The sequence below is a fragment of the Bacillus sp. 3255 genome, from assembly GCF_031456485.1.
Taxonomy (GTDB): domain Bacteria; phylum Bacillota; class Bacilli; order Paenibacillales; family NBRC-103111; genus Paenibacillus_E.
This window is the reverse complement of the sequence record NZ_JAVDUS010000030.1, coordinates 1-21,932: the sequence shown is the minus strand read 5'-3', so window position 1 is coordinate 21,932 and position 21,932 is coordinate 1. Positions and strand designations below refer to the sequence as shown.

The 21,932-nt window shown below is 56.0% G+C and carries 14 protein-coding genes; all 14 read right to left on the bottom strand.

The genetic code is table 11. The features are described from left to right. Positions 1-49: 49 nt before the first annotated feature. The 14 genes from J2X61_RS33370 to J2X61_RS33305 all read right to left on the bottom strand — a co-directional run bounded on the left by J2X61_RS33370 (position 50) and on the right by J2X61_RS33305 (position 21,299). Positions 50-820, bottom strand: a complete 771-nt coding sequence (locus J2X61_RS33370; RefSeq protein WP_274470872.1) for a putative protein N(5)-glutamine methyltransferase — start codon at positions 818-820, stop codon at positions 50-52. A 38-nt stretch (positions 821-858) separates the two neighbouring features. Continuing rightward, positions 859-2,070, bottom strand: a complete 1,212-nt coding sequence (gene chrA, locus J2X61_RS33365; RefSeq protein ID WP_310194508.1) for a chromate efflux transporter — start codon at positions 2,068-2,070, stop codon at positions 859-861. A 65-nt stretch (positions 2,071-2,135) separates the two neighbouring features. Continuing rightward, positions 2,136-2,735: an ABC transporter ATP-binding protein gene (locus J2X61_RS33360; protein WP_310194505.1), complete on the bottom strand. Its 600-nt coding sequence runs from the start codon at positions 2,733-2,735 to the stop codon at positions 2,136-2,138. Beyond that, entirely contained in the window at positions 2,725-3,642 is a 918-nt protein-coding gene (locus tag J2X61_RS33355) for an ABC transporter ATP-binding protein (RefSeq protein ID WP_310194503.1), read from the bottom strand. Before J2X61_RS33355 ends, J2X61_RS33360 begins: the two co-directional genes overlap by 11 nt. A 25-nt stretch (positions 3,643-3,667) precedes the next feature. Continuing rightward, on the bottom strand, positions 3,668-4,525 hold the full coding sequence (locus tag J2X61_RS33350; protein WP_274469796.1) for an ABC transporter permease: 858 nt from the start codon (positions 4,523-4,525) through the stop codon (positions 3,668-3,670). Beyond that, positions 4,522-5,496, bottom strand: coding sequence for an ABC transporter permease (locus tag J2X61_RS33345; protein ID WP_274469797.1), 975 nt, complete (start codon positions 5,494-5,496; stop codon positions 4,522-4,524). The genes J2X61_RS33350 and J2X61_RS33345 overlap by 4 nt, the downstream gene beginning before the upstream one ends. Then, positions 5,484-7,112 carry an ABC transporter substrate-binding protein gene (locus tag J2X61_RS33340; protein ID WP_310194500.1) on the bottom strand — a complete coding sequence of 543 codons (1,629 nt, stop codon included), beginning with the start codon at positions 7,110-7,112 and terminating at the stop codon, positions 5,484-5,486. Before J2X61_RS33340 ends, J2X61_RS33345 begins: the two co-directional genes overlap by 13 nt. 504 nt (positions 7,113-7,616) lie before the next feature. Then, positions 7,617-9,038 carry a glycoside hydrolase gene (locus tag J2X61_RS33335; RefSeq protein WP_310194497.1) on the bottom strand — a complete coding sequence of 474 codons (1,422 nt, stop codon included), beginning with the start codon at positions 9,036-9,038 and terminating at the stop codon, positions 7,617-7,619. Between the two features lie 97 nt (positions 9,039-9,135). After that, positions 9,136-13,536 carry a 3-keto-alpha-glucoside-1,2-lyase-like domain-containing protein gene (locus tag J2X61_RS33330; RefSeq protein ID WP_310194494.1) on the bottom strand — a complete coding sequence of 1,467 codons (4,401 nt, stop codon included), beginning with the start codon at positions 13,534-13,536 and terminating at the stop codon, positions 9,136-9,138. Between the two features lie 3 nt (positions 13,537-13,539). Then, a complete protein-coding gene (locus tag J2X61_RS33325) occupies positions 13,540-15,246 on the bottom strand; it encodes an S-layer homology domain-containing protein (RefSeq protein ID WP_310194489.1) in 1,707 nt (568 codons plus the stop codon). A 190-nt stretch (positions 15,247-15,436) separates the two neighbouring features. Next, the gene (locus tag J2X61_RS33320) at positions 15,437-17,722 is read right to left on the bottom strand and encodes a helix-turn-helix domain-containing protein (RefSeq protein ID WP_310194487.1); all 2,286 of its coding nucleotides are present in this window, start codon (positions 17,720-17,722) and stop codon (positions 15,437-15,439) included. Positions 17,723-17,842: 120 nt separating this feature from the next. Further along, complete coding sequence (locus J2X61_RS33315) at positions 17,843-19,378, bottom strand: extracellular solute-binding protein (protein WP_274469803.1); 1,536 nt, start codon at positions 19,376-19,378, stop codon at positions 17,843-17,845. 55 nt (positions 19,379-19,433) lie between these two features. Then, positions 19,434-20,318 (bottom strand): carbohydrate ABC transporter permease, encoded by an 885-nt coding sequence (locus tag J2X61_RS33310; RefSeq protein WP_274469804.1) that lies wholly within the window; start codon positions 20,316-20,318, stop codon positions 19,434-19,436. A 24-nt stretch (positions 20,319-20,342) separates the two neighbouring features. After that, positions 20,343-21,299, bottom strand: a complete 957-nt coding sequence (locus J2X61_RS33305; protein ID WP_274469805.1) for an ABC transporter permease — start codon at positions 21,297-21,299, stop codon at positions 20,343-20,345. Positions 21,300-21,932 lie beyond the last annotated feature (633 nt).

Here is a 21,932-nt window from a genome sequence, read left to right as displayed (position 1 = left end):
TTCTAACAATATCATATCCTTGATTCTATTAGCAATAGGAGGCTGCTAGTTACAAGATTGCCCTCGTTCCGATGACCACGGTGGCATCCATATCCTCGGAGCTGACCACCTGCGGCGTCAGCCCGTTGTCTGCAAAGATTCCGGCGGTGTACGGCGCCTGCTGCTCGCTGGTTTCGACGAGCAAATACCCGCCGGGCGCCAGCCAGCGCAAAGCCTCGGCAGCGATCCGCCGCTGAATATCAAGCCCGTCGACGCCGCCGTCCAGCGCTGTGCGCGCCTCGTGCTCGCGGGCTTCGGCGGGCAGGCGCCTGATCGCGTCCGTCGGCACGTACGGCGCGTTCGCCACGACGACGTCGATGCGCCCGCGCAGCGCTGCCGGCAGCGGGGCGAAGAGATCGCCTTCGTACACTTGGCCGCAGACGGCTGCCGCATTGCGGCGGGCACAGCGCACCGCCGCCGGGTCAATATCGACGCAGTGCAGCTCGATGCGTTCCATGGCGGCGGCCAGCGCCACCCCTAATGCAGCTGTGCCGCAGCATAGGTCGAGCACAACGTCCCCCGGCTTCGCGCAGCCGATAGTCTGCCGGAGCAGGAACTCCGTCCGGTAACGGGGGACGAACACGTGCGGGTCCACCGCAATCCGGCGCCCGCCGAATTCCACCCAGCCGATGATGTGCTCGATCGGCAAGCCGGCAGCCCGCCGGTTCGCCATGTCGTCAAGCTCGTCCGCATCCCGTGCGGCTGCCATGAGCAGCCGGCACTCCTCCTCGGCGTACACACACCCGGCAGCCCGAAGCTTGGCCGTTACCCGGGCAAACAACCTCTCCCTATTCGCGTCCTCGAGACGCCTGAACTCGCTCACAGGAATACCGCCAGCGTTCCGCCTGCGGCTCCGGCCAGCACGACAATCCATGGCTGCACCTTCCAGAAGACAAGCAGGACAAATAATATAGAAGCCAGCACGAAGTCCGCAGGCGCTAGAATCGCCGACGTCCATAACGGATGATAGAGCGCCGCCAGCAGAATGCCGACCACCGCTGCGCCGGTTCCGGCTAGCGCCCCTTGCGCTTTGGCGCTGCTGCGCAGCGAATTCCAGAAAGGCAGCGCACCTACGATCAGCAGGAATGCCGGGAGGAAAATAGCGACCGTCGCGATCGCCGCACCTGCCCACCCGTCTGCCACTCCTCCCAAGTAGCTGGCGAAGGTGAACAAGGGACCGGGCACGGCCTGCGCAGCGCCGTAGCCGGCGAGGAAGTCGGCTTTCGAGACCCAGCCTGCAGGCACGACCTCCCGTTCCAGCAGCGGCAGAACGACATGCCCCCCGCCGAAAACTAGCGAGCCGGACCGGTAGAAGCTGTCGAACAAGGACAGCCAATCCGCCGTTACGACTTGACGGAGCGCCGGCAGAAGGACTAGCAGCCCGAAAAAGGCCGCCAAGCATATCGCTCCGAAACGGCGGGAAACCGGAATGCTTAATGTCGTCGGGGCCGCCATCGCTTGATTGCTGTAAAACAGGATGCCGGCAATACCGGCAAGCACGATAAGCAGAATCTGACTGAAAGCGGTTTGCCACATGAGCGTCACCGCTGCGGCGGCGATGGCGATCGTTATTCGGGTGCGATCCGGTGTCAGCTTCTGCCCCATGCTAACGAGCGCTTGGGCGACAACGGCAACGGCGACAATCTTCAGACCATGGATCCAACCCGAATTGCCGATATCGGCGCCGTGCAGCAGCATGGCAAACAGGAACAGCGCGATGGCCGAAGGGAGCGTGAACCCGAGCCATGCGGCCAAACCGCCAAGCATCCCTCCGCGGATCAACCCGATGGCCATGCCAAGCTGGCTGCTCGCAGGGCCGGGCAAGAACTGGCATAGTGCGACGAGATCCCCATAGCTGCTTTCGTCCATCCATTTGCGGCGGCGAATGTATTCATTATGGAAGTAACCCAGGTGAGCAATAGGTCCCCCGAACGAAGTAAGTCCGAGTTTGGTAGAAACCGCCAAAATTTCCAGCAGCGTTCCGGCTTTGCTCTTGCCTGTCGGCTGGCTTCCGACATCTTTCATTTCCATCATTATCAGCTCCCAGCTTCTGCGAAATGACACAAAAAAGAGCGGGCTCTTCTAGCACCCACTCTCTAAGTATGCCACTCTATCACCCGGCTGCATAGTCTATCTACCAAAATTCGCTCGTGACTGATCACCATAACGCCGGCACGCTGCCGTTCGGCCCATCTGACCACCGCTTGCCAGATCTGCGCCTGCGTGATCGCATCGAGCATCGTCGTCATTTCATCGGCAATCAGATAGCGTGTTCCGGAGCTTAGCGCCCTCGCCACACAGATCCGCTGCAGCTCTCCTCCGGACAGCTCGCCCGGATAACGGGTCAGCCAATCCGCCTCGACAGCGAGCTCGGCGAGCAAGCCGGCGTCCAGGCCGCCCGCTTCGGCGAGCGTGCGCTGCAGCTTCCAGCGCGGATTGACCGCCTGCTCCGGGTGCTGCAGCACCAACTGCACGGGATTGCGCTCGCCCGCGGTGAGCTGCTTGCCGTCGCAGGTGATCGTCCCCTCCCGGGGACGAAGGTGACCTGCCAGCAATTTCCCGAGCGTCGACTTCCCGCAGCCGCTCCGTCCGACAAGACCGATGATCTCCCCGGCCTCCAAGCGAATATCCGTATTCCGGATCACCCATGACGCTTGGTCATAGCGATACCCTAACGCTTTCCCCTCAAGTGGCATGATGACACCTCACTTCGCCGTTTCTTACCGCCCGCATGTCCGGGACCAGCGCCAGGCATTGCGCGGTTGCCTCCGCACAGCGCGGTGCGAACGCGCAGCCCGCCTGCGGCGCATCCGGCAGCGGCTGTGCGCCGGGCAGCGCTGCGAACCGTCTGCTTGGCAGCGCGTTCCACAGCGCTTTCGTATAAGGGTGGCGCAGCCCTTCCCCTTCTCCCGCGAAATCGCGCGTTCGGGCCGTTTCCAGCACGGTTCCCGCATAGAGCACCGCGATCCGGTCCGCGACGGATAAGGCGGCCTCGATATCATGCGTAATCAGCATGACGGCGCAGCCTTCATCCGCCAATTGGCGGAAGCGGCCCAACGTTCCGGCCATCGCAGGCGCATCCAGGCCCGGCGTCGGCTCATCGGCGATGACCAAGCGGGCCCCGCTTACCGTGGCCGTGGACACGAGCACTTTGCGCGCCATGCCGCCCGATAGCTGGAACGGGAACCATTGGGCCACGATATCCGCCAGCTGGTATTTGCGGAAAGCGTTCACCTGCAGCTCCGCAGGGTCGCCAAGGCGGGCGGCTTGCCGCACCTGCTCTCCGACACGCATGAGCGGGTCCAAGTACTGGACGGATTGCGGGATCAGGGCAATCTCTCTGCCGCGCAGACGGCGCTGTCTCGCGGCGGTCAATGCTTCGCCTTTGAACGCAATGCAGCCCGTCACCTCGGCATTTCCGGGGAGAATGCCCAGAATGGCATGCGCCAGCAAGCTTTTGCCGGAGCCGCTGGAGCCTACAACCGCCACAATTTCACCGGCCTGAAGCGACAATTGAAGATTATGGATGACATTCGTATGCACCTGCCGCAGGCTCCGGTCATACCGGCTGAAACGAACCGAAAGATCCCGAATGTCCAGCATCGGTCATTCCCCTTCCGTCTGGTTTTTATTGTTCATGCGCATGCCTGGGGTCGACCCACTGCTTCAAGTTCTCTCCAAGCATGGCAATCGCACGTACGAGCAGTAATAAGCATAATCCGGGAAACAAAGCCAGCCACCAGAGACCGGAAGACAGATAGCGCATCGACTCCGATAAAATAATGCCGATCGCCGGCTCGTGCGGCGATAAGCCCATCCCGATGAACGTGATCGAGGCCTCGTGGAGAATCGCATGCGGCACGATCAGAATCATGCCGACCAAGAGCTGCGGCAGCAGATGAGGAAGCATGTGCCTGGTCGCGATCCACCAGCTGGATCGGCCGAAATTGCGGGAGATGGCGATATACGGTGAAGCCTTAAGCTGCATGACCTCGGCCCGAATCACCCGGGATAAGCTCGGCCAATGCGTCAAGGCGACACCGATCACGATGCCTTTGGCCCCTCCGCCCAGCACGAAGGCAATTAAGAGGAGTGTCACCAAATGAGGCACACTGAGGAATAAATCCGTCAGCCAGCTGACGGCACGGTTGACCGTCCTCCCGAGCGTCGCGGCGGCAAGTCCCATCAGGCTTGCAATAACTACGCTGGAGGCCCCGGCCGTCAGCCCGATCCCCAGACTGAGCGTAAGTCCTTTGATCGTCCGTGTCAGCATATCCCTGCCGAGCCAATCCGTCCCGAACGGATGCTGTGCCTGCGGCCCCAAGTTGCGCTGCCCCAGATCCGTGCTTAGCCCGGAAGCATCCAGCCATACGGACGCTGCGACAATAGCGCCAAGCAGGAGCAGGGCAACCGCCGATGTGAGAAGCAGCTTATGCCGGTAGTGAAGCTTCATGAGCGCCCGTTCGGCGCGCTGTGATTGCTTCATGACCGCCTGCCTGCTTTCATTCTCGGATCAATCAAGCGGTAGATGAGATCCGCAGCCGTATTCCCCGTATAGACGAATACCGCGCTGAACAATACGATGCCAAGCAGCAACGGGATATCGCCGCGCAGCCCCGCTTCGACGGCAGCCTGCCCTAATCCGGGATACGAGAACACCTGCTCGGCGAGGACCGCGCCGCCGAATAGTTCGCTGAACGAAGCGAACTGCAGCGTAATCGCAGGCATCGCCACGTTACGAAGCCCGTGCCGCCAGAAAATAGTGAACCCCTGCTCGCCCCGGGCTTTGGCAAACAACCAGTACTCCTTGTCCATCACATCCAGCAGCTTCTCTCTCGTATGCAGCGCAATCGCTGCAATTCCTGTGACGCTTAGCGTCAGCGCCGGCAGCAGCATATGCCGCACGCGGTCGATGAATTGCACATGATCCGCCGTGACGCCCGCGGGAACGGCAAGCCCGACCGGCAGCCAGCCGAGCCATACGGAGAATAGGAGCATCAGCAGCAGTCCCACCCAGAAGGTTGGCGTTGACGACAGCGTGTAGCAATACCACCGGATCAGCTTATCGAGCCGCGTATTTCGGTTCATCGCTGCAAGTACGCCGGCAGTGAATCCGATGAGTCCAGACAGCAGCCATGCAGCCCCCATAAGCGCTAGAGATGCGGCGAACCTCTCGCCGATCACCTCAAGCACAGGCCGTCTATAGATCATAGACGTTCCCATATCCCCGCTTGCCACAGCCGTCAGCCAGTTCCAGTAACGGGCGAGCGGCGGATCGTTCAATCCCCAGTATTGCATGATCGCCTCTCGCTGCTCCGCGCTGACCCGCAGCATATCGGCTCCTACATAAGCCTGAACAGGGTCGATCGGGGACAAATGTACGAGCATGAACGAAATCGCACTTACCGCGAACAGCAAGCCTATGAGACCGAACCCTCTGCGAATTAAGATTTCCATCGCCATTCCTCAATGTTATCCGTGACCGGCCAGCCGTGGCCGTGCGGATGAATCTTCTGCTTGCCGACATCCAATCCGGCTTTGACCAGATACAGATGGTCCATATTAACCAGCCATGTCCAAGGCGCATCGCCTTTGGCGCTCAGCCCTGTTGCACCGTCCCATTGGGCTTTCTTCCAGTAGGACCAGGCCTCCTGTTCGCCCGTCGCCCGCAGAGCCTTCGTCATGTAATCTTCAACCATGGAGTTGCTGTAATAGCCTGGGTTGTAATACTCGACGCCGCCGAATTTACTGCTATAGACATTGTACATTTCTAGCGGATCATGACTTCCCCAGCCCAAAAGAACCGGATTCGCATGCATCAGCATTTCAATCTCGCTCCAGCTCTTCCCCTCCGCTTGGACCTTAATCCCCAAGGGCTTCAGCATATCCGCCGACGCAATCGCCAGCGATTGCCGCGTGAAGTCGCTGGACGGATAAAGCAGGCTGAACTCGGCTTTCAAGCCTCCTTGTTCCACAATCCCGTCGCCGTCCGTATCGTGCCAGCCGTTATCGGCAAGCAGCTTAATCGCCGCCGGCATATCGGCATCCGGAATGACAGCCTCCGGATTGAACCAAGGAAGCCCGTCATTCAGCGTGTAGGCCGGCGTTCCGTGCCCTTCCAGCACGCCTTGCACCAGCGCTTTCCGGTCCAGCGCGAGATTGATGGCTTGGCGAATAGCCCTATCTGCCGTAACATCATTGCCGATCGGATAGCCTTCCTTCGTTTTTCCGCCGGACTTCACATAAGGAAACATGATGCCGCGGTTGTCCACGGTCCTCGCGGCGATCAGTTCCATCCCGCTCACCGCTTGCTTGCTGAATGCAGCCGGTATGGCCGCCATATCGACCGTTCCCGCCTTCGCAGCCGCGAATGCCGCATCTTCGCCAAGGAAGAGGAACGTGAGCTTTTGGAAAAAAGGCTTCGTCCCGTAATAGTTCTCGTTCGCTTCCACAATCAGCTGCTGCCCTCTATCCCACTGAACCAATTTGTAAGGGCCGGAGCCGATGGGCTTCATCGCATACTCCTTCCCATGCGCATGTTTGGGAACAATCCCCGTAGACACGAGCATCTGGGCAAAAGTCGATTGCGGTTCCTTCAATGTAAACTTCACGGTCAGCTCATCTGGCGCTTCAACGCTCCGGACATTGCTCAGATCGACCGACGAACCGCTTGCCGCCGCCGCTTGGTACGTATACTGCACATCTGCGGATGTAACAGGCTTGCCATCACTAAACTTCGCTCCTTGGCGAAGCTTCACGGTCCAGACGGTACCGTCCGCGCTTACCTCGTATCCCGTCGCCAAATCGTTCGTGATGTTCATCCCGCTATCCCGTTTCAACAGCGTGCTCTGAAACAACGGCGATCCATAGCGACCCCACCCTGTTGTGGGATCGAAACCGGTCTCCGGCTCGCCCCCGATAGCGAGCACCAGCTCTGTTTTCGCGCTATGTGCGGTCTGGGCCGTCGGAGTTGTCTGTGCGCTTGGCTGCGGCTGCGGCTTATCCGACTTACAGGCCGTTAGGCCAATAGCAAGCGCCAATGCCATGGAAAGTGCAGCCCATCTTTGTTTCATCCGTCTTCCCCCTTTTTCCAATGTTAACGTGTGCAGTAACACGATTTTATCAAATAGTAACACAGCAGAAGGGTTATGTCATCCAGAATTTACATGCATAACGGGGGGCAGACGGGTTATGTTATCCAACCAGAATTCACATGCATAACGGAGGGCAGACGGGTTATGTCATCCAGAATTTACATGCATAACGGGGGGCTTCCCCGTGTGTCGGGGACTTAGCTGAGCACGATGTTATTCGACCGCACAGCCGTCACCGAACAGGTCCGCCCCGGCACTCCCCTCCAGATTCTATATGAAAAATCATATACATATTGCACAAAGAGGGAAAAATCCTTAATTGTATATGAAATATAGAATACAATCTGGCTTTTTACCGATAATCCAGGAATTGTATTCGAAAAATCATACAGACTGTAAAAAAAGACTTCCCCGAGCCATATAAATGGCTCAATGGAAGTCCTTGCCGTCAATGGTGCCTATTGACTTCGTCCCGATCCAAACCTACTTCTCCGAAAACGAGTAGATGGATTTGGCCGAGAATGTTGCTGTAAACGAGCCGCCCGACAAAGCGACATCCGCCATGTTGTTGAGATTATCCGTGGCGCTCGTCTTGAGCTTGCTCGCAGCCGCAGAGGATGTGCCGAACCCGCTCACGGTTGCCGTGATGTCGGAGCTAGACGTATTCACGACAACAAGCTGCGCTTTGCCTGTGGAATTGATCTTGGTGGCAACGGCCAGCAGCGAGGGATGGCTGGACACCGCCCCGATTCGCACGTACCCCGGACGCATCACACGGCTGAAGTTGCCCATGGCATACAACACCTTACTCGTGGCATACGTGCCGCTGCTCGTATTCAAATTGATCAGCTGCTGGGCCAAACTTTCATCCTTGCCGACGCTCCACCAGTACAGATACCCTCTTGCCCCATTCATGCCGCCGGCTGTCAACGCCCGGTGGATGTTGGCCGCCAGGTCGACAGCCTGCTGGTTATCGTATGCCGCATCGCCGGGATTCCAAAGATTGTTGCTCTCGTCCTTGAAATTATATTCCGTCATCAGCTTCGGCTTGGTTTCCTCGTACAACGCAGCATTGTTATTACCGTAATTATGGTAAGCTATATAATCCAGTTTGCTTTCATTAGCCGGCATATTGTTCAGAAAATTCATCGCTACATTCTCCGAGGTCGCCTCCGGAGCCGTAAGTTTGACCTGCGGCCTTACACCTTTGGCGGTCAGGGCCGTATCCAAATAGCCGACGAAGCTGTCCATCTCCGCATTGAAATAGCGGGCTGTCGCCCATTGCGCATTCTCGTAATCAGCTTCATTCTGGATGCTGAGCCATTTGATATTGTAGCCGAAGTCATTCCTATACTTCTGCACCCATCTCGCCAAGTAATTGGCGTAGTCGGTATAGCGCGCCGCCAGCAGATGGCCGCCCTTCACGGTTCCCGTATCCTTCATCCAGGATGGCGGACTCCAGGGAACCGCATAGAATTGCATGGGACTGTACCGCGCAAGCGCTTGATCCGCGAACCAGCGCTGATGCGCATCGGTGGTCCAATCCTCGGTGCAGCCGTTCCAGCCGCAATACGAAATCTCGACTCCCGAGGAATCTTCGCTGGGCTTGAACGGATTAATCTCCCATCGGACAACGGTGAGTCCCGCATTGGAACCGCTGTTAAGAAACAGCTTGTCGAGGATTTCATTTTGGACGGCCGTACTCATACCGGTTTGCAGGTCGTATACCGGTTTATTGGCCGCTGCCCCGAAGCCGTCAATAGTTTGGTATGTCGTACTCTTGGTTAACACAATGGTTTCGGCGGCGGCGGCGACGGGAAGATTCAGCGTATAGCTTGCAACGAACCAAACAACAGCGAGAAGACTAATAGAACGTCCGCTTAATCTCAGCTTATTCAATCTCATTATTCACTCCTTGTTTGCCATGCTGCCTCCCCGGCCGCGCGTTACCAGTGAGGATACCCAAATTGTAAGCGCGCTCAAACCGTTTCGTCTATAGTCATTAACGTACCAATTCCAGCTTGTTCGATAGCGGAACCGGCAGGGTCTCGTCTTGCCAATCCAACTTGTCTACGACAAAGACACGAACGTTATAATTCGTATTATCCGGATCAGCCACATCGAAGTGTCCCGTAAGCCGGCCGGCCGAAGTGATATCGCTCTCCAGCGCCACATGGGCGACAGGCGTCGTCCCTTTCACCAGCTGGAAGTAAACGACCTCCGTTCCGGCATGGTCGGCTGCTCCCGCTGCGGGCGCAACATCGACGCTCGCGCTCAAGCCATGCGTTCGGATCAGCGCACCATTCTGCGTAACGGTGAAAGGCTTCTCTGCGCCAGGCCCAGGCCCAGGCTCTGGCTCCGTATCCTCCGCAATTTCGGCGACGAGGAAATCATCGATTCTGGCCGCTTGATTCGCTACCCGAATCCCCGCTTTGCCTTGCGTCAAGGCCGGCGGGTTGGATGGGAACAGCGCGCCGTTATCCGTCTCGTCGAAAATCAAATTGTCATCGACGTATCCTTGGATGCGATTGCCGTCCACAACCAATCTCAACTGGTACCAGTTGCCGACGATATAAGGGTACGGAATTTTTTTGCTGTCCAGCTCCTTGATGGTTCCGTTCACAATGCGACCCAGTGCCATATAACCTGTACTGCCTCCCGGCAACCCGTTGGTGCCGTTATGAATCCGCAGCATATAGAAGTTTTTGCCGTCGTCCGACGCCCTGGCGATGACGCCAGGCAGCGAGGTGCCGACCTGAGCCTTCACTCTTGCTCTCACTTCATAATTCGTCCATGCGCTCTGGCCGACCGTGAAAGCCATGGAAGTCGTCGTATATTTCTCCAGCACCTTGCCCTGGTCTTCGTCCGCAATCCGCAGATGAGAGGCGGCCCCGTTCGGCGATGCCCCGTTGCTCCAGCCGGCAGCGCTATCTTGATTAAACTGTCCGTTCTCGAAGTTCTCTTCGTACAAAATCGTTCCAACCGGCGCTTCCGGATTCGCTTGGATATGCAGCGTATACGCCGTCATCGTGCCCGCCTCCGAGGTGACCAGCACTTTCGCGATCCCGGTCCCATTCGTTAGAACAGCGTCCGTAATTTGCGTCCTCGCCACATTGCTTGCCGTCGGCACGGCCTCCACGACTTTCACGTAGCCGGTTCTGGACGGAACTTGAATGTGATATTCCGTTTGCCCCGGAACAAGCGCAATGCTCGTTTCCGGCAGCTTTTGCCCCGGAGCCGTCAGCTTGTCGGTAATGACCGAGAGCCTTAACGAGCTAAGCGTCGTATCCGAGCTAGCCTGCCGCAGCGTCAGCGTATAGTAGTTGGCTCCGCTGCCTTCGTTGGATAGAGCGGCAAGTGTGAATTTCTTCTCTTGTCCCACCCTGTCAAATGTCACCGTCCCGGACGCAGGCGCAACGGCGGCATTCGCCGTACCGTACACCGCCCCCGTTATGTTCACGGTGCTGGATGAAGAAGGCACCAGAACCGTGTAATGGTTAATCCGTGGATCGAAGCCTTGGATGGTCACGCCATTCACGGCAATATCGCCGAGCAGCGGAACAATCGGGTACACCTTCACATCGTCGAAATCAGCGAGCGCTTCATGGCTTCTCAAACCGAATTTGCCGCTGGTCCGGCCTGTATCCGTACTCTCAACGACCTTGACGCCGTCGATATAGCCTGTGATCGTACTGCCGGCAAGCTCCAGATTCAGCTTATACCATCTGTCGGAAGCAATGTTGTAAGGCAGGTTGTAAGAGGCAAGCACGGTCGCCGTTCCGTTAATGCGTTTCTCCAACACCGCCTGTTGGACGGTGCCTGATCGAATCATTTTGAAATAATAATGGCTGTTATACGTGCTCGCTCTTGCCAGCAACCCCATCTGCACATTGCCTTGGTAAGCGCTATTAGCCACCTTGACCCGGGCTTCCACGCCGTAATCCTTCAAATCTTCCCCGAAAATCGCAAAACTCGGCGTTGCTCCATACACGTTAACCGGTTGGACGTACGTATTGTTATATACGCTATCCGTAATCGTTGTCCAAGGCGTTGCTGCACTGCTGTATCCCGTCATCGTCCAGGAGGACAGATCCCGTTCCCCGGCGGTTTCGAACGCATTCTTGTACATCGCTTCCGCAAAAACCTTCACCTCGTCGATCGAGAGCGGCCCGTCGTAAGTGGAACCGGTTACCGTCAGCTTGACGTACCGGGCCTTACCGCCGAACCATTCAAGACTGTTCCCAGGCGATGGGACATAGTCCGGCGAGGTCTTATCGACAGCTGCGGTGTATGAGCTGCCATCCAGGCTTGTCGATATGGCATACCGGAATCCTCGGGAAGCGCTGTTCGTCCAATCGATTTGCATTCCGGCCAAATGGTACGCTTTGCCCAGATCCACGACGACCGACTGCGGATAGGTACTGCTCGCAGCGATGGCAGATGTCTCGCTGCTGCCGTCGACGAGATTCGAGCCGCCGCTCATCCCCGGGGAAACAGTAACCGTTTTGCCTGCGGAAACAATATTCTTGATGCTGGGGTCAACCGCTTCAAGCTCGATGAGCATAACGGCATTTTTCTCAAGCGTTTGTCCCAGTACGATTTCATCCGCTGCATTCACAATCGATTCCTCAACGATCTGCAGATCGTCCGTTTTGTTGTACGCATAATTGCTGTGCGTTTCGTCAACTACATAGGTCTTGTATCGCACGCTTTTCCCTTGAAAGCCTGCCGGAAGATTGGTCACATGCACATTGACATTGGAAGATACGGTGCCATCGCCCTGCTTGTTCCATACCATCATCGTCGCCTTGGTGTCGCTATTCTTGGTGGCGAGCATCCGGGTACCGTAGATATCCGTACTTCCGCCTGTCGTCTTCACGCGTGTATCCCCGAGCCGGGCGAACATCCTCATCGTATTGAAATACGGTGTATAGAACGTTTTGCCGAGCACTTCGTAATAATTCAGCTTATCTCCCGTTCCGATCAGTTGGAATGTATTGATGTCGGCGTTGCCCCACTTGATATCTACTCTTGCGATTGCCAGAGCGGAAGGCCCCAAGTCGAATTTCAGCCAAGTCCAGTAGTCCGCCTGTGTGAACTGCGTCGAATCGTCCTGGTCCGTGACCGCTGCGATATTGGGATCATTAGCCGGGTTAGGAATCGGAATCGGCTCTCCTTGGCTGTCAAAGAACCGGATTTCCTTGATTTTCATCGGCTTGGATGAAGATGCGGACTCCCGCCAACCGCGCAGATTAAGGTATTGAAGCGGCTTGTCATTGCGGCTGGTAAAGGTTTGCCAGTTCGACGTATCTCCGTTGCTGAGTGCATAATCGACGTCGAACTGGTTTTTGAAGTAGGCGTTCAGCGTATGCACGGCCACCCAGTTCATCGGGATGTCTGTTCCTCCGCGCGCGTAGAAATAAGCCGAATCCGTCATAAAGGCCGCTTGCTTGGCAAGGCCTACATTGTTCGTCGCATCGCTCAGCCCGCCGCCGCCTTTCCAGCCGTACTCGCTTACGATCGTGATCGCATTCGGGTAATACTGGCGCAAGTAATTCTTCATTTGAATTTCCTGCGTTTCGTTCATGCGGACATCCTCTTGATAGCGGTGCCAAGATACGAAATCGACTTGATAGCCGTTCGCATAGCTGATGTCGACGAACTGCTTCTGCTTCTCGAAATTGTATCCGGACAGCACGGGCCCGCCGACCTTCAGCGACTGACCGGCAAGACCTTGCGTATTCACCCATTTGACAGCCTCGGACATGCCTTGGTACATCCGCATGTAGCCGGGAATATCGTCCTTCACATGTCCGTAAAAGGCAGGCTCCAGATTCGGCTCATTGCCTACCTCGATGTATTCCAGCTTCGGATTTTTCGTCTTGAGCGTATAAATGATTTTCTTCATCGCCTTATCGAATTCCGGCCAGTTCATTTCCGTTTCCCCGGCGATCAATCTGTTCTTGGCCGGGTTGGCATCGCCTCCGTACGAATAAGCAAGCGAGATCAAGAGCGACTCCGAGAATTGCGACATGAAATCGTACGTTTCCTTACGGGCGCTGAGCAAGTCGGGATTGTCGGCGTTGCGCGGATCGTCGATCGAATAAGCCAAATAGTCGCCGTTCGCTGCATCTTTATTGTAGTACCAGTTGATTTTCACGAAATCGCGTACGACTTTCGTCTTCAGCCCCTTCAGTTCATCCACGACGTGGACCGGCAGCGGGGTATAGTTCGTATTGTTGAATTGCTCCGTGCGGACCAGCGGTCCTTCCGACACCGCATAATCCGCCTCGAGCTCGATGCCCGCCGCCTGAGCGGGCTGTGGCGCGAGACCGGCGGCGGCTGCAGCCAGCAAAGCGGCTGCCGTCCATACTGCGCATATCTTTTTCAGCTTAATCAGCATTCGTTATAACCCCCTTGTTTGACTATAAATCCGATACAGCATGACGGCCGCTTCGGCTCTGCTCGTGCTCCGCTGCGGGTGCAGGAAGCCGCCGCTGCCTTCGATGTAGCCGGAGGCAAGAAGCGCCTGCACGGCAGCTGCCGCATACGCCGATACTTGATCGGCATCCTTGAATGGGGCTGCTGAGGCGGCGGTTCCTGAACCTTGGGGCTTGTTAGCAAGACCGAGCGCTCTCGCCGTAAGCGCCATCATTTCCTGCCTGGAAATGTCTTTATCCGGCTGGAACAGGTTTTTGCCCGAACCGTCGGCGATACCTAATTTACGAGCAATGCCCAGCGCCTCATAGTAATAATCGTCAGGATGAATATCGTTGAAATTTTCCTCGAAAGAAGCGTACAAGCCTAGCGTTCTTACCAGCAGCAGAACGAAGTCCGCACGTTTGACCGCAGCTTCCGGCACGAACGCATCGTCTGTCACCCCAGTCACGATACCTTTGGCGGCGAGCGCTTCCACTTGCTTCTTGGCCCAGGGGTAGCCGGACAAGTCACTGAACGACTTCACGGCATAGACGACGGCATATTGGCTGAAGTGCGGTGTCTTGAACGTAACCGTATCGGTTTCAGCGTCATAATTGCCGCTTGTCACGGGAGCCGCATTCCCTTTGCTGTCGATGTGCCAAACGGTGATGCCGTCCGGATTGCTCAGCTCCGCAGGCGCAGCGTCGTACGGGATGGAGATCACGGCCGGGGCATCCGGATTCGACCAAGCGACCGGATGGCCATCCAGCATCACGCTCACATCAATCAAGGGGCGGCCGCCGATTGCGGACTTGACCTTCTCCGGCAGCGCATCTTTGCTTGCCAGCGTGATTGTGAATGTCACCTGTTTCACACCCGCTGCTTCGTCCGGCTTGAACATGCCGCCTGCCAAGAGCAGACGGCCGGTCTCCGTCCGGATCTCCAGCTTGCTTCCCGGAACGCCCGCTGTCAGGAAGGAGACCGGCAGCGTAATCTCGTAGCCGGAAGCGCCCTCCGTGTGCTGTACTTCCAGAATCACCTTCGGAGAAGACGACGCCTTGCCTGCTTCGTCGTAAGCGGACTGGATCTCCGCTTGCCCTACGGCTGCTCTGGCCAATCCGGATGCGTCCGGCTTGCCGGCAGGGAGCACCGCCAGCTTGACGGTGCCGCCTGCGGATGGGCTCGTTGCCTCTCCAGACCCGTGACTGCCGTTATTTCCGTTGTTATTTCCGTTATTTCCACCGCCACTGCTGCCACTGCTGCCGTTGCTGCCGTTGCCGCCATTACCGCCTCCGGCTTCACCGCCACCGGCTTCACCGCCACCGGGGCCCGGACCTGGTCCAGGCTCTGAACCCGGTCCGGGCTCCTCAGGGCGGTCCTTCGCTGCGACCTCAAACGCCGTTTCGGCCCAATCCCTCCCTGCGCCCGCCTTCACCGTATACGTACCGGCAGGACTATCGGCAGGCAGCGTCACCGTCTTGCCCGCGCGCAGCTGCTCCTTGCTCAGCTGATCCATTTCCAGCATCGTCTCATTCGGACGCAGAATGAGCACCACGACCTCCTCCAAGCTTGTCGTTCCTTGAACGACGAACATATCGCCCTGTTTCTGAGGCGCGATGGAGGCAAGCATGGTCGACGGTACAGCAGCGAACACATGGTTGAACGAACACAGACTCGCAACCAGAACTGCCATGCATGCTATTCGCCTTATCAATCGACTAATCCCTCTCTTTCCAATGCAAATAATAGGTTATTAAACAAGGCATACCGAAGAGACCGCCTTTCCTCGTCTCGCCACGTACAGGTAAGCGCTTTCGGCATGTCCTTATAAGAGGGTCTTCAGATCCCTCCCCCTCGTCGAGCGGGGACCCGAAGACCGCCTGTTACCTTTCCGGCTTCCCCCGATACTGTCCGGGAGTTATTCCCTCCATCTTGCGGAAGTACCGGATGAAATTAGCCGGATTGTTATATTTCAGCTTGTCAGCGATATCCGTCACCGTCATATTCGTATCGCGTAACCAACGTTTTGCCATATGAAGACGGTATTGGGCCAAATAGTCGGCGAAATTGATGCCCGTTTCTTGACGAAACACACGGCTGATATACTGCGGATGATAATTGATTCGGGCCGCACACTTCTCAAGCGTCAAATCGGTATCGAACTCGTCCTCGATCAACCGTTTCACCTCATCGGATATCGTGCGGAACTGCGTATCCCTTGACTGCTCCAGCAGCCGGACGCTAGGCTCGATAATTTGTTCGAAGAACCAGGCTTCAATGTCTCGGGGCGCGTGCAGATGAAGCAGGTCGTCGAACAACGACCGCTCCCTCTCGTTCAATTCATACAACGATATGCCTGAATCCTGCAGCAAGCGGATCAAATCGACCAGCAGCCGAACCAAAGACAGCTGATAATCGTTGTGGCTGCCGGCGGATTGCGAGGCATTCGCAATAAATACAGCCAATGCCTCCTGCGCACGAGCCGGTTCGAACGATTGAATCGCATCGATGAGCTGTGCAGCGGATTCTTTGGGATAATGAACGTCCTTGCTTTTATTAGGCTGCACGTCCTCGATGAACAATGCCGCCTCCCTCCCGAGCTGAACGCGGTATTTCAAGGCTGCCACACACTCCGCATAGCCTTGCTCGGCATCCATCCAATGCGCGAAGCTTCGGCTGATTCCGACGCTGGCTTCGATGGACAAGTACCGCTTCACTGCTTTTTGTATAGATACGGCGATCTCGTATACCTTTTCCTTGAAAGCCCCCTCGGAGCTTGCTTGCGAACCGGCGATGAGCAGCACGGCATCCTGATACACGATCGGCGCAAGCCGTTCCTGGCTCGGCACGAGCTCGGACACGATATTGCCGATGGCGAACAGCAGCAAGTCGCGGTCCTTCTCGTCAAAACGGCTGCCCGACAAGTCATCGATTTGCAGAAGCAGGACGCGCATGCGGTCCCATTCCTGCGTATAGCCGTAATATTGAAGCCGATCTTGAATCTCCGACGATTTCGCCTCGCCGGCGAGCATTTTGCGAACGAGCAGTTCCGTCATATGCTCCTGCTGACCGGCCAATTGGAACTGCATCTTCGATTGATTGGTCAAGAGCGACTGGATGCCTTCCCGAATGACGCCGAACTCGTCCTTCGCCCCGCGAACGGTCTTCTCATTGGTTAATGTACGGTAGATGCTCCGTACCGGCCTGTAAACGCTCCGCGTGCCGAAAACGGCGACGACGACGGAGGCGATCAAGGCGATCAGACTCACCCATAGTGATGTCCACGCAATCCCCTGCGCCCGCTTCGTGAGCTCGCTAATCGGCAGCGCAGAGATGTAAATCCAGCCGTTATACGTGGATTTCCGGTAGGACACCGACATATCTTCATCGTGGATTTGGGATGTGAACAACCCTGTCCCTTCGCCGGATTCCGCGATTTGGCGCATATATGCTTCATGCGATAAATCGCTGCCGATCAAACCCGCTTCCGAGTGAGCAACGATTTTGCCGTTTTCATCTACAATATAGATTTGCCCATGCGAGCTGCCGTCCAAATTAATCAAATTGTTCATTTCCTTGCCCGTTAGCATGACGGCCAGCATGCCTTGTGGATTGAGCGAGTTAATCGGCCATTTCTTGATGTTCATGATCGTCTGGGGATGGCTCGTCAGTCCGGGATCGGCCTCGACATATTCGGAAACATCCATGCTAACCCACTTGGAGCCTTGGTGCATACGGGCGAAATCCTGCAAAAGATCCTTCATCTTCAGTTGGCTGTGCTCATTGAGACCCGAGTTGGAAATCAACCAATCCTTCTCCATGCTGTATAGGAAAACATCCTTAATCCCGAGCTCAAAGGTCTGGATCCCGATCAAACTATCGTACATATCCGTAATCAGATCCGTATCCGTATAAGCAAGCCTCTTGCCGATGGCGCCCGAGACCATTGGGGTGTTCAGCAGCTGCGAGGCTGAGTAATCGATCGTTTTTAAGGTTTGCTCGACCCGCAGCTGCGTTTGTCTCAACAACTGTTCGTTGCTTTCGTTCACTTTTTCCAGCACCGTGCGGGATGAATACGTATAGGAGTACCACCCTAAGATAAGCACTGGAAAAGCCCCCACAACGAGCGTAAGCACGATCAGTTTTCGTAAATATGGATGTGTATTCATGCCCGATTATCTCCTCCGAAGGCATTTCTGGGTGACCTGTCCGTTATCTTTCAGTATATCATTAAGGGTCTGCGTCATGGGGATAAATCACAGACCCTCCTGCCAAACCGGCCTGCAGCTTTACTTCTTGGCAGCTTTGTTGTATTCGGCCGTATATTCCTCAATCACTTTACTTCCGCCGTTTTGCAGCCACTGGTCGACCGCCTTCTTCCAGCCGTTCTCATCGATTGCACCCATGATGAACTTCGTTCTGGCATCCTCAATCAGCTTCTCCAGCTCTTTGCCCTTCTCGCTGTAGGTGTCGGAGATGAACGCATTGACCGGATTCTCAATCGCGATTTTCGCATTTTCTTTCCACACAATATCACGCTGATGCACGAGCTCCGGCCCGAAAGTGGTGACCTGATCTCTTAACACGGCAAGCTGCGAAGAATCGCCCATTCCGTATTCGACAAGCATCTTCGGATCCGCCGTTTTCTTGTACTGTCCGTTCTCTACCGTATATTGGCGGCCTTCGATGCCGTTATACAGCATGTTTTGCATCTCTTTATCGGACAGCTTGTCAAAATAGTTCAGGATCGCTTTCAATTCCGCTTCCGTTTTCACGGACGTTTTCGGAATCATGAAGATCCCGTAAGACCCTGTGCCTGCAATGCTGCGCAGCCCTTTCGGCCCTTCCAGCGCACCGACCAGCGTCACCTTCGCCTTCGGATCCGCCTTCTTAGCCTGCTCCTCAATGCCGTTGGCGTCATTCAGATTGGCGACCCATGCGCCGGCTGTGCCTTTGTTCATCACTTGGCGGCCGTCTTTGACAACTGCGAAATCGAGGTTCATCAGCTTCTCGTCATAGAGCTTCTTATAGAACTTCATCGTTTCCAGATAAGCAGGCGACAGATGAGCAGGCGTTACCTTCCCGTCCTTCACTTCCCAATCGGCAGGACCGCCGTGCCAAGCCAGCATGCTTCTCCAGCCCGCAGGCACCTGCTGCTCGACAAGCCCGATCGTATCGTTCTTACCGTTCTTGTCCGGATCGTCATTCGTGAACGCTTTCAGCACCTTATAAAACTCATCGATCGTCTTCGGCTCCTTCAAGCCGAGATTATCGAGCCAATCTTTACGCAGCGTAACACCGTCACGGGCCAAATCGCGCTCCCGGTATATCCCGTACACTTTGCCATCGATGGAAATCGCGTTCAGGGCGATGGGATTCATGCGGCTTAAGTTTGGATAATCCTTCAAATACGGGCCAACTTCCCAGAACATGCCCGAACGAACGGAGTTCACGATGAAGGGAACCTTCTGATTGAGCACCGTGATGACGCTGGGCAGCTCTCCTGAAGCGACCGTTGCGCTAAGCTTGTCGGAGTATGTTGCCGACGGTACCCAATTGAGCTTCAGCTCCGTGTTGGTGGCAGACTGAATTTTTTTGAAAATTTCTCCATCCGTCGACATCGGCTCGGGATTGAAGCTCGGCATCATAATGGACAGTTTATAAGGAGCCGCCGGCTTTGCGGCTTCCGCTGAAGCGGATGGCTGCGCTGCGCTGCCTGTGCCAGGAGCGGCTGCTCCTCCCCCTCCGCAGCCTGCGGCTACTCCAGCCGTCAGGGTCAGCAGCGACGCCAGGGCGATTGCTTTTGGATTTGTTGTTTGTTTCATGTTTCGTCCTCCCTTTTTGTATATGATACATGTATCGAGAAACTGTGGAAACAGTTTACCCTTTCACGGAACCTAACAGCACGCCTTTGGCGAAATGCTTCTGCAGGAACGGATAGACCGCCAGGATCGGCAGTGTCGATATGACGATAACGGCCATCTTCACGCTTTGCTCAGGCGGCTGGACAAAGTCGGCGGCAAGCGATGTGGAATCGCCGAGTCCTCCGCCGTCGGACATGATGACAATTTGCCGCAGCAGTACTTGAATGGGCCACATGGTGGAATCGTTGATGTACAGCACGGCGCTGAAAAATGTGTTCCAGTGGCCTACGGCGTAAAACAGCGAGAACGTCGCAATCGCCGGCAGGGACAGCGGGATCACGATGCGGAACAAGATGCCCGGGTCGCTGCAGCCGTCGATTTTGGCCGATTCCTCCAGGCCGTCCGGCATTTGCTGGAAGAAATTGCGCATAATGATCAGGTTAAAAGCGCTGATTGCACCGGGAATGAGCAGCGACCAGTACGTATCGATCATGCCAAGCTGCTTGACGACCAGAAATGTCGGGATCATCCCCCCGCCGAACAGCATCGTGAAGATGACCGCGAGCTGGATCGGCTTGCGGTAGTCCAAGTCCTTCCTGGCCAATGGATAGGCCATCAGACAGGTCATCATAATGTTGATAAGCGTCCCCGCTATCGTGATGAAAATCGTCACGCCCATACTGCGCATCAGCGTGCCTGTCGAGAAAATATACTCGTATGCGCTAAGCGAAAATTCCGTCGGGAACAGGATGAACCCCCGCTGGAGCAATTCTTTTTGCGTCGCGAACGAGCCTGCGATGATATAAATGAAAGGAATGAATGTCACCAGCGCAAATATCGTTAACAATCCAACATTGATACAATCAAATAACCGGCTTCCGAACGAACGGTCCTTAACCATTCGGCAGCCCCCTTTCCATACGGCTTATACGATGCCTTCTTCGCCCATTTTTTTGGCCAAATAATTGGAAGCGGCAACAAGCACCAATCCGACAACCGACTTGAACAAGCCGACGGCCGTACTATAGCTGTATTGGCCCTCCGAAATTCCCGTCGCATAGACATAAGTATCGAACACTTCGCCCACCTCGCGGTTCATCGCGTTCAGCATAAGCCAAATTTGTTCAAAACCGGTGTCCAGGAAATGGCCTAAACGCAAAATCAACAAAATCACGATCGTGGACCGAATCGCCGGTAGCGTAATATGCACCATCTGCTGCATCCGGTTCGCCCCGTCAATCCGGGCGGCTTCGTATTGTCCGGGGTCGACGCCCGCCAGTGCGGCTAAGAAAATAATCGTCCCCCAACCGGTTTCCTTCCAAATCACTTCTGCGGTTATGAATGTTCGAAACCAATCCTGACTGAGCAGGAAATTGATTTTCTCACCGCCAAGGAACTTGATGCCCTCATTAATGAGTCCGCCCTCCGTCGTAAAAAACAAGTACACAATCGAGACGATAACGACCCACGACATGAAATGCGGAATGTACACGACCGTTTGCACGGTCCTTTTGAACAGCTCCACACGAAGCTCGTTGAGCATTAAGGCGATCACGATCGGCAGCGGAAAGAAGAAAACGATATTGTATACCGCCAAAATAAATGTGTTGCGCAGCAGCTTCCAGAACAGCGGATCCCCGAAAAACCGGTCAAAATGCTTCATGCCGACCCACTGGCTGTCCCAGAAGCCGAGAAACGGCTGATAATTTTTGAACGCGATCAACACGCCGTACATGGGCACATATTTAAAAATCAGAAAATATAAGATGCCGGGGAGCAGCATCAGATAGAGCCACCGGTTTCGCAGCATGCGCCTTGCCTGCTGTTTGCGATACGTCGTCTTGCTTAGCACCGTGTGGGCTGCTGCAGTTTGAGTGCTCATAAACCCCTTCCTTTCTACCACTTGCATGGTGATATGTTCGCTTTCAGTGCGGTTTGCCTTGCCACCTCTGCATCATAGGAGACTCCCTCCGTTGCCGTCCATAGTCATTCCTGCACGTCTTGTATTACGCTGCAAAACCCTTATAAATCAAGGCTTGAGCCCTTGATATAGTCATTATCCGCCGGCGATAGTCATTGTTTGACGGGGCTGAGGGAACGCCAAAGAAGCCTGAGGCCGAGCCTCAGGCTTCTTTCATCGGCGGTCTGCGCTGCACTCGCTGCCGGGTGCCGGCCGGTCGGTCGGTCGGCCGGTTGGCCCGACTAGTCCGACTGGACCTCGGCGGGCTAACGGACACAGAAGACCTTATTCCGCGAATTCGGGCCGGCGCGGAATTCTAACGGACACCGGCGACGCTATTTGGCGTCGGCGGGCATGAATTTGCCCCGAAACCGGCAAATAAGGACTCCCGTGTCCGTTAGAATCGCGTCGCGCCGATTTGCGCGCGAATAGCGGCCGTGGTGTCCGTTAGCGCGAGCGACGGCGGGGGAACGGCACAGCACCTCCCTGGCCGCTCACTTCCCCGGCGGGCTAACGGACACAGCGGACCTTATTCCGCGAATTCGGGCCGGCGCG

Excerpts from the sequence above, each read along its gene's own strand:
- J2X61_RS33325 (WP_310194489.1), bottom strand. The coding sequence starts at position 15,246 with ATGGCAGTTCTGGTTGCGAGTCTGTGTTCGTTCAACCATGTGTTCGCT.
- J2X61_RS33350 (WP_274469796.1), bottom strand. The coding sequence starts at position 4,525 with ATGAAGCAATCACAGCGCGCCGAACGGGCGCTCATGAAGCTTCACTAC.
- J2X61_RS33315 (WP_274469803.1), bottom strand. The coding sequence starts at position 19,378 with ATGAAACAAACAACAAATCCAAAAGCAATCGCCCTGGCGTCGCTGCTG.
- J2X61_RS33330 (WP_310194494.1), bottom strand. The coding sequence starts at position 13,536 with ATGCTGATTAAGCTGAAAAAGATATGCGCAGTATGGACGGCAGCCGCT.
- J2X61_RS33305 (WP_274469805.1), bottom strand. The coding sequence starts at position 21,299 with ATGAGCACTCAAACTGCAGCAGCCCACACGGTGCTAAGCAAGACGACG.
- J2X61_RS33335 (WP_310194497.1), bottom strand. The coding sequence starts at position 9,038 with ATGAGATTGAATAAGCTGAGATTAAGCGGACGTTCTATTAGTCTTCTC.
- J2X61_RS33360 (WP_310194505.1), bottom strand. The coding sequence starts at position 2,735 with ATGCCACTTGAGGGGAAAGCGTTAGGGTATCGCTATGACCAAGCGTCA.
- J2X61_RS33310 (WP_274469804.1), bottom strand. The coding sequence starts at position 20,318 with ATGGTTAAGGACCGTTCGTTCGGAAGCCGGTTATTTGATTGTATCAAT.
- J2X61_RS33345 (WP_274469797.1), bottom strand. The coding sequence starts at position 5,496 with ATGGAAATCTTAATTCGCAGAGGGTTCGGTCTCATAGGCTTGCTGTTC.
- J2X61_RS33320 (WP_310194487.1), bottom strand. The coding sequence starts at position 17,722 with ATGAATACACATCCATATTTACGAAAACTGATCGTGCTTACGCTCGTT.
- J2X61_RS33340 (WP_310194500.1), bottom strand. The coding sequence starts at position 7,112 with ATGAAACAAAGATGGGCTGCACTTTCCATGGCATTGGCGCTTGCTATT.
- chrA (WP_310194508.1), bottom strand. The coding sequence starts at position 2,070 with ATGGAAATGAAAGATGTCGGAAGCCAGCCGACAGGCAAGAGCAAAGCC.
- J2X61_RS33355 (WP_310194503.1), bottom strand. The coding sequence starts at position 3,642 with ATGCTGGACATTCGGGATCTTTCGGTTCGTTTCAGCCGGTATGACCGG.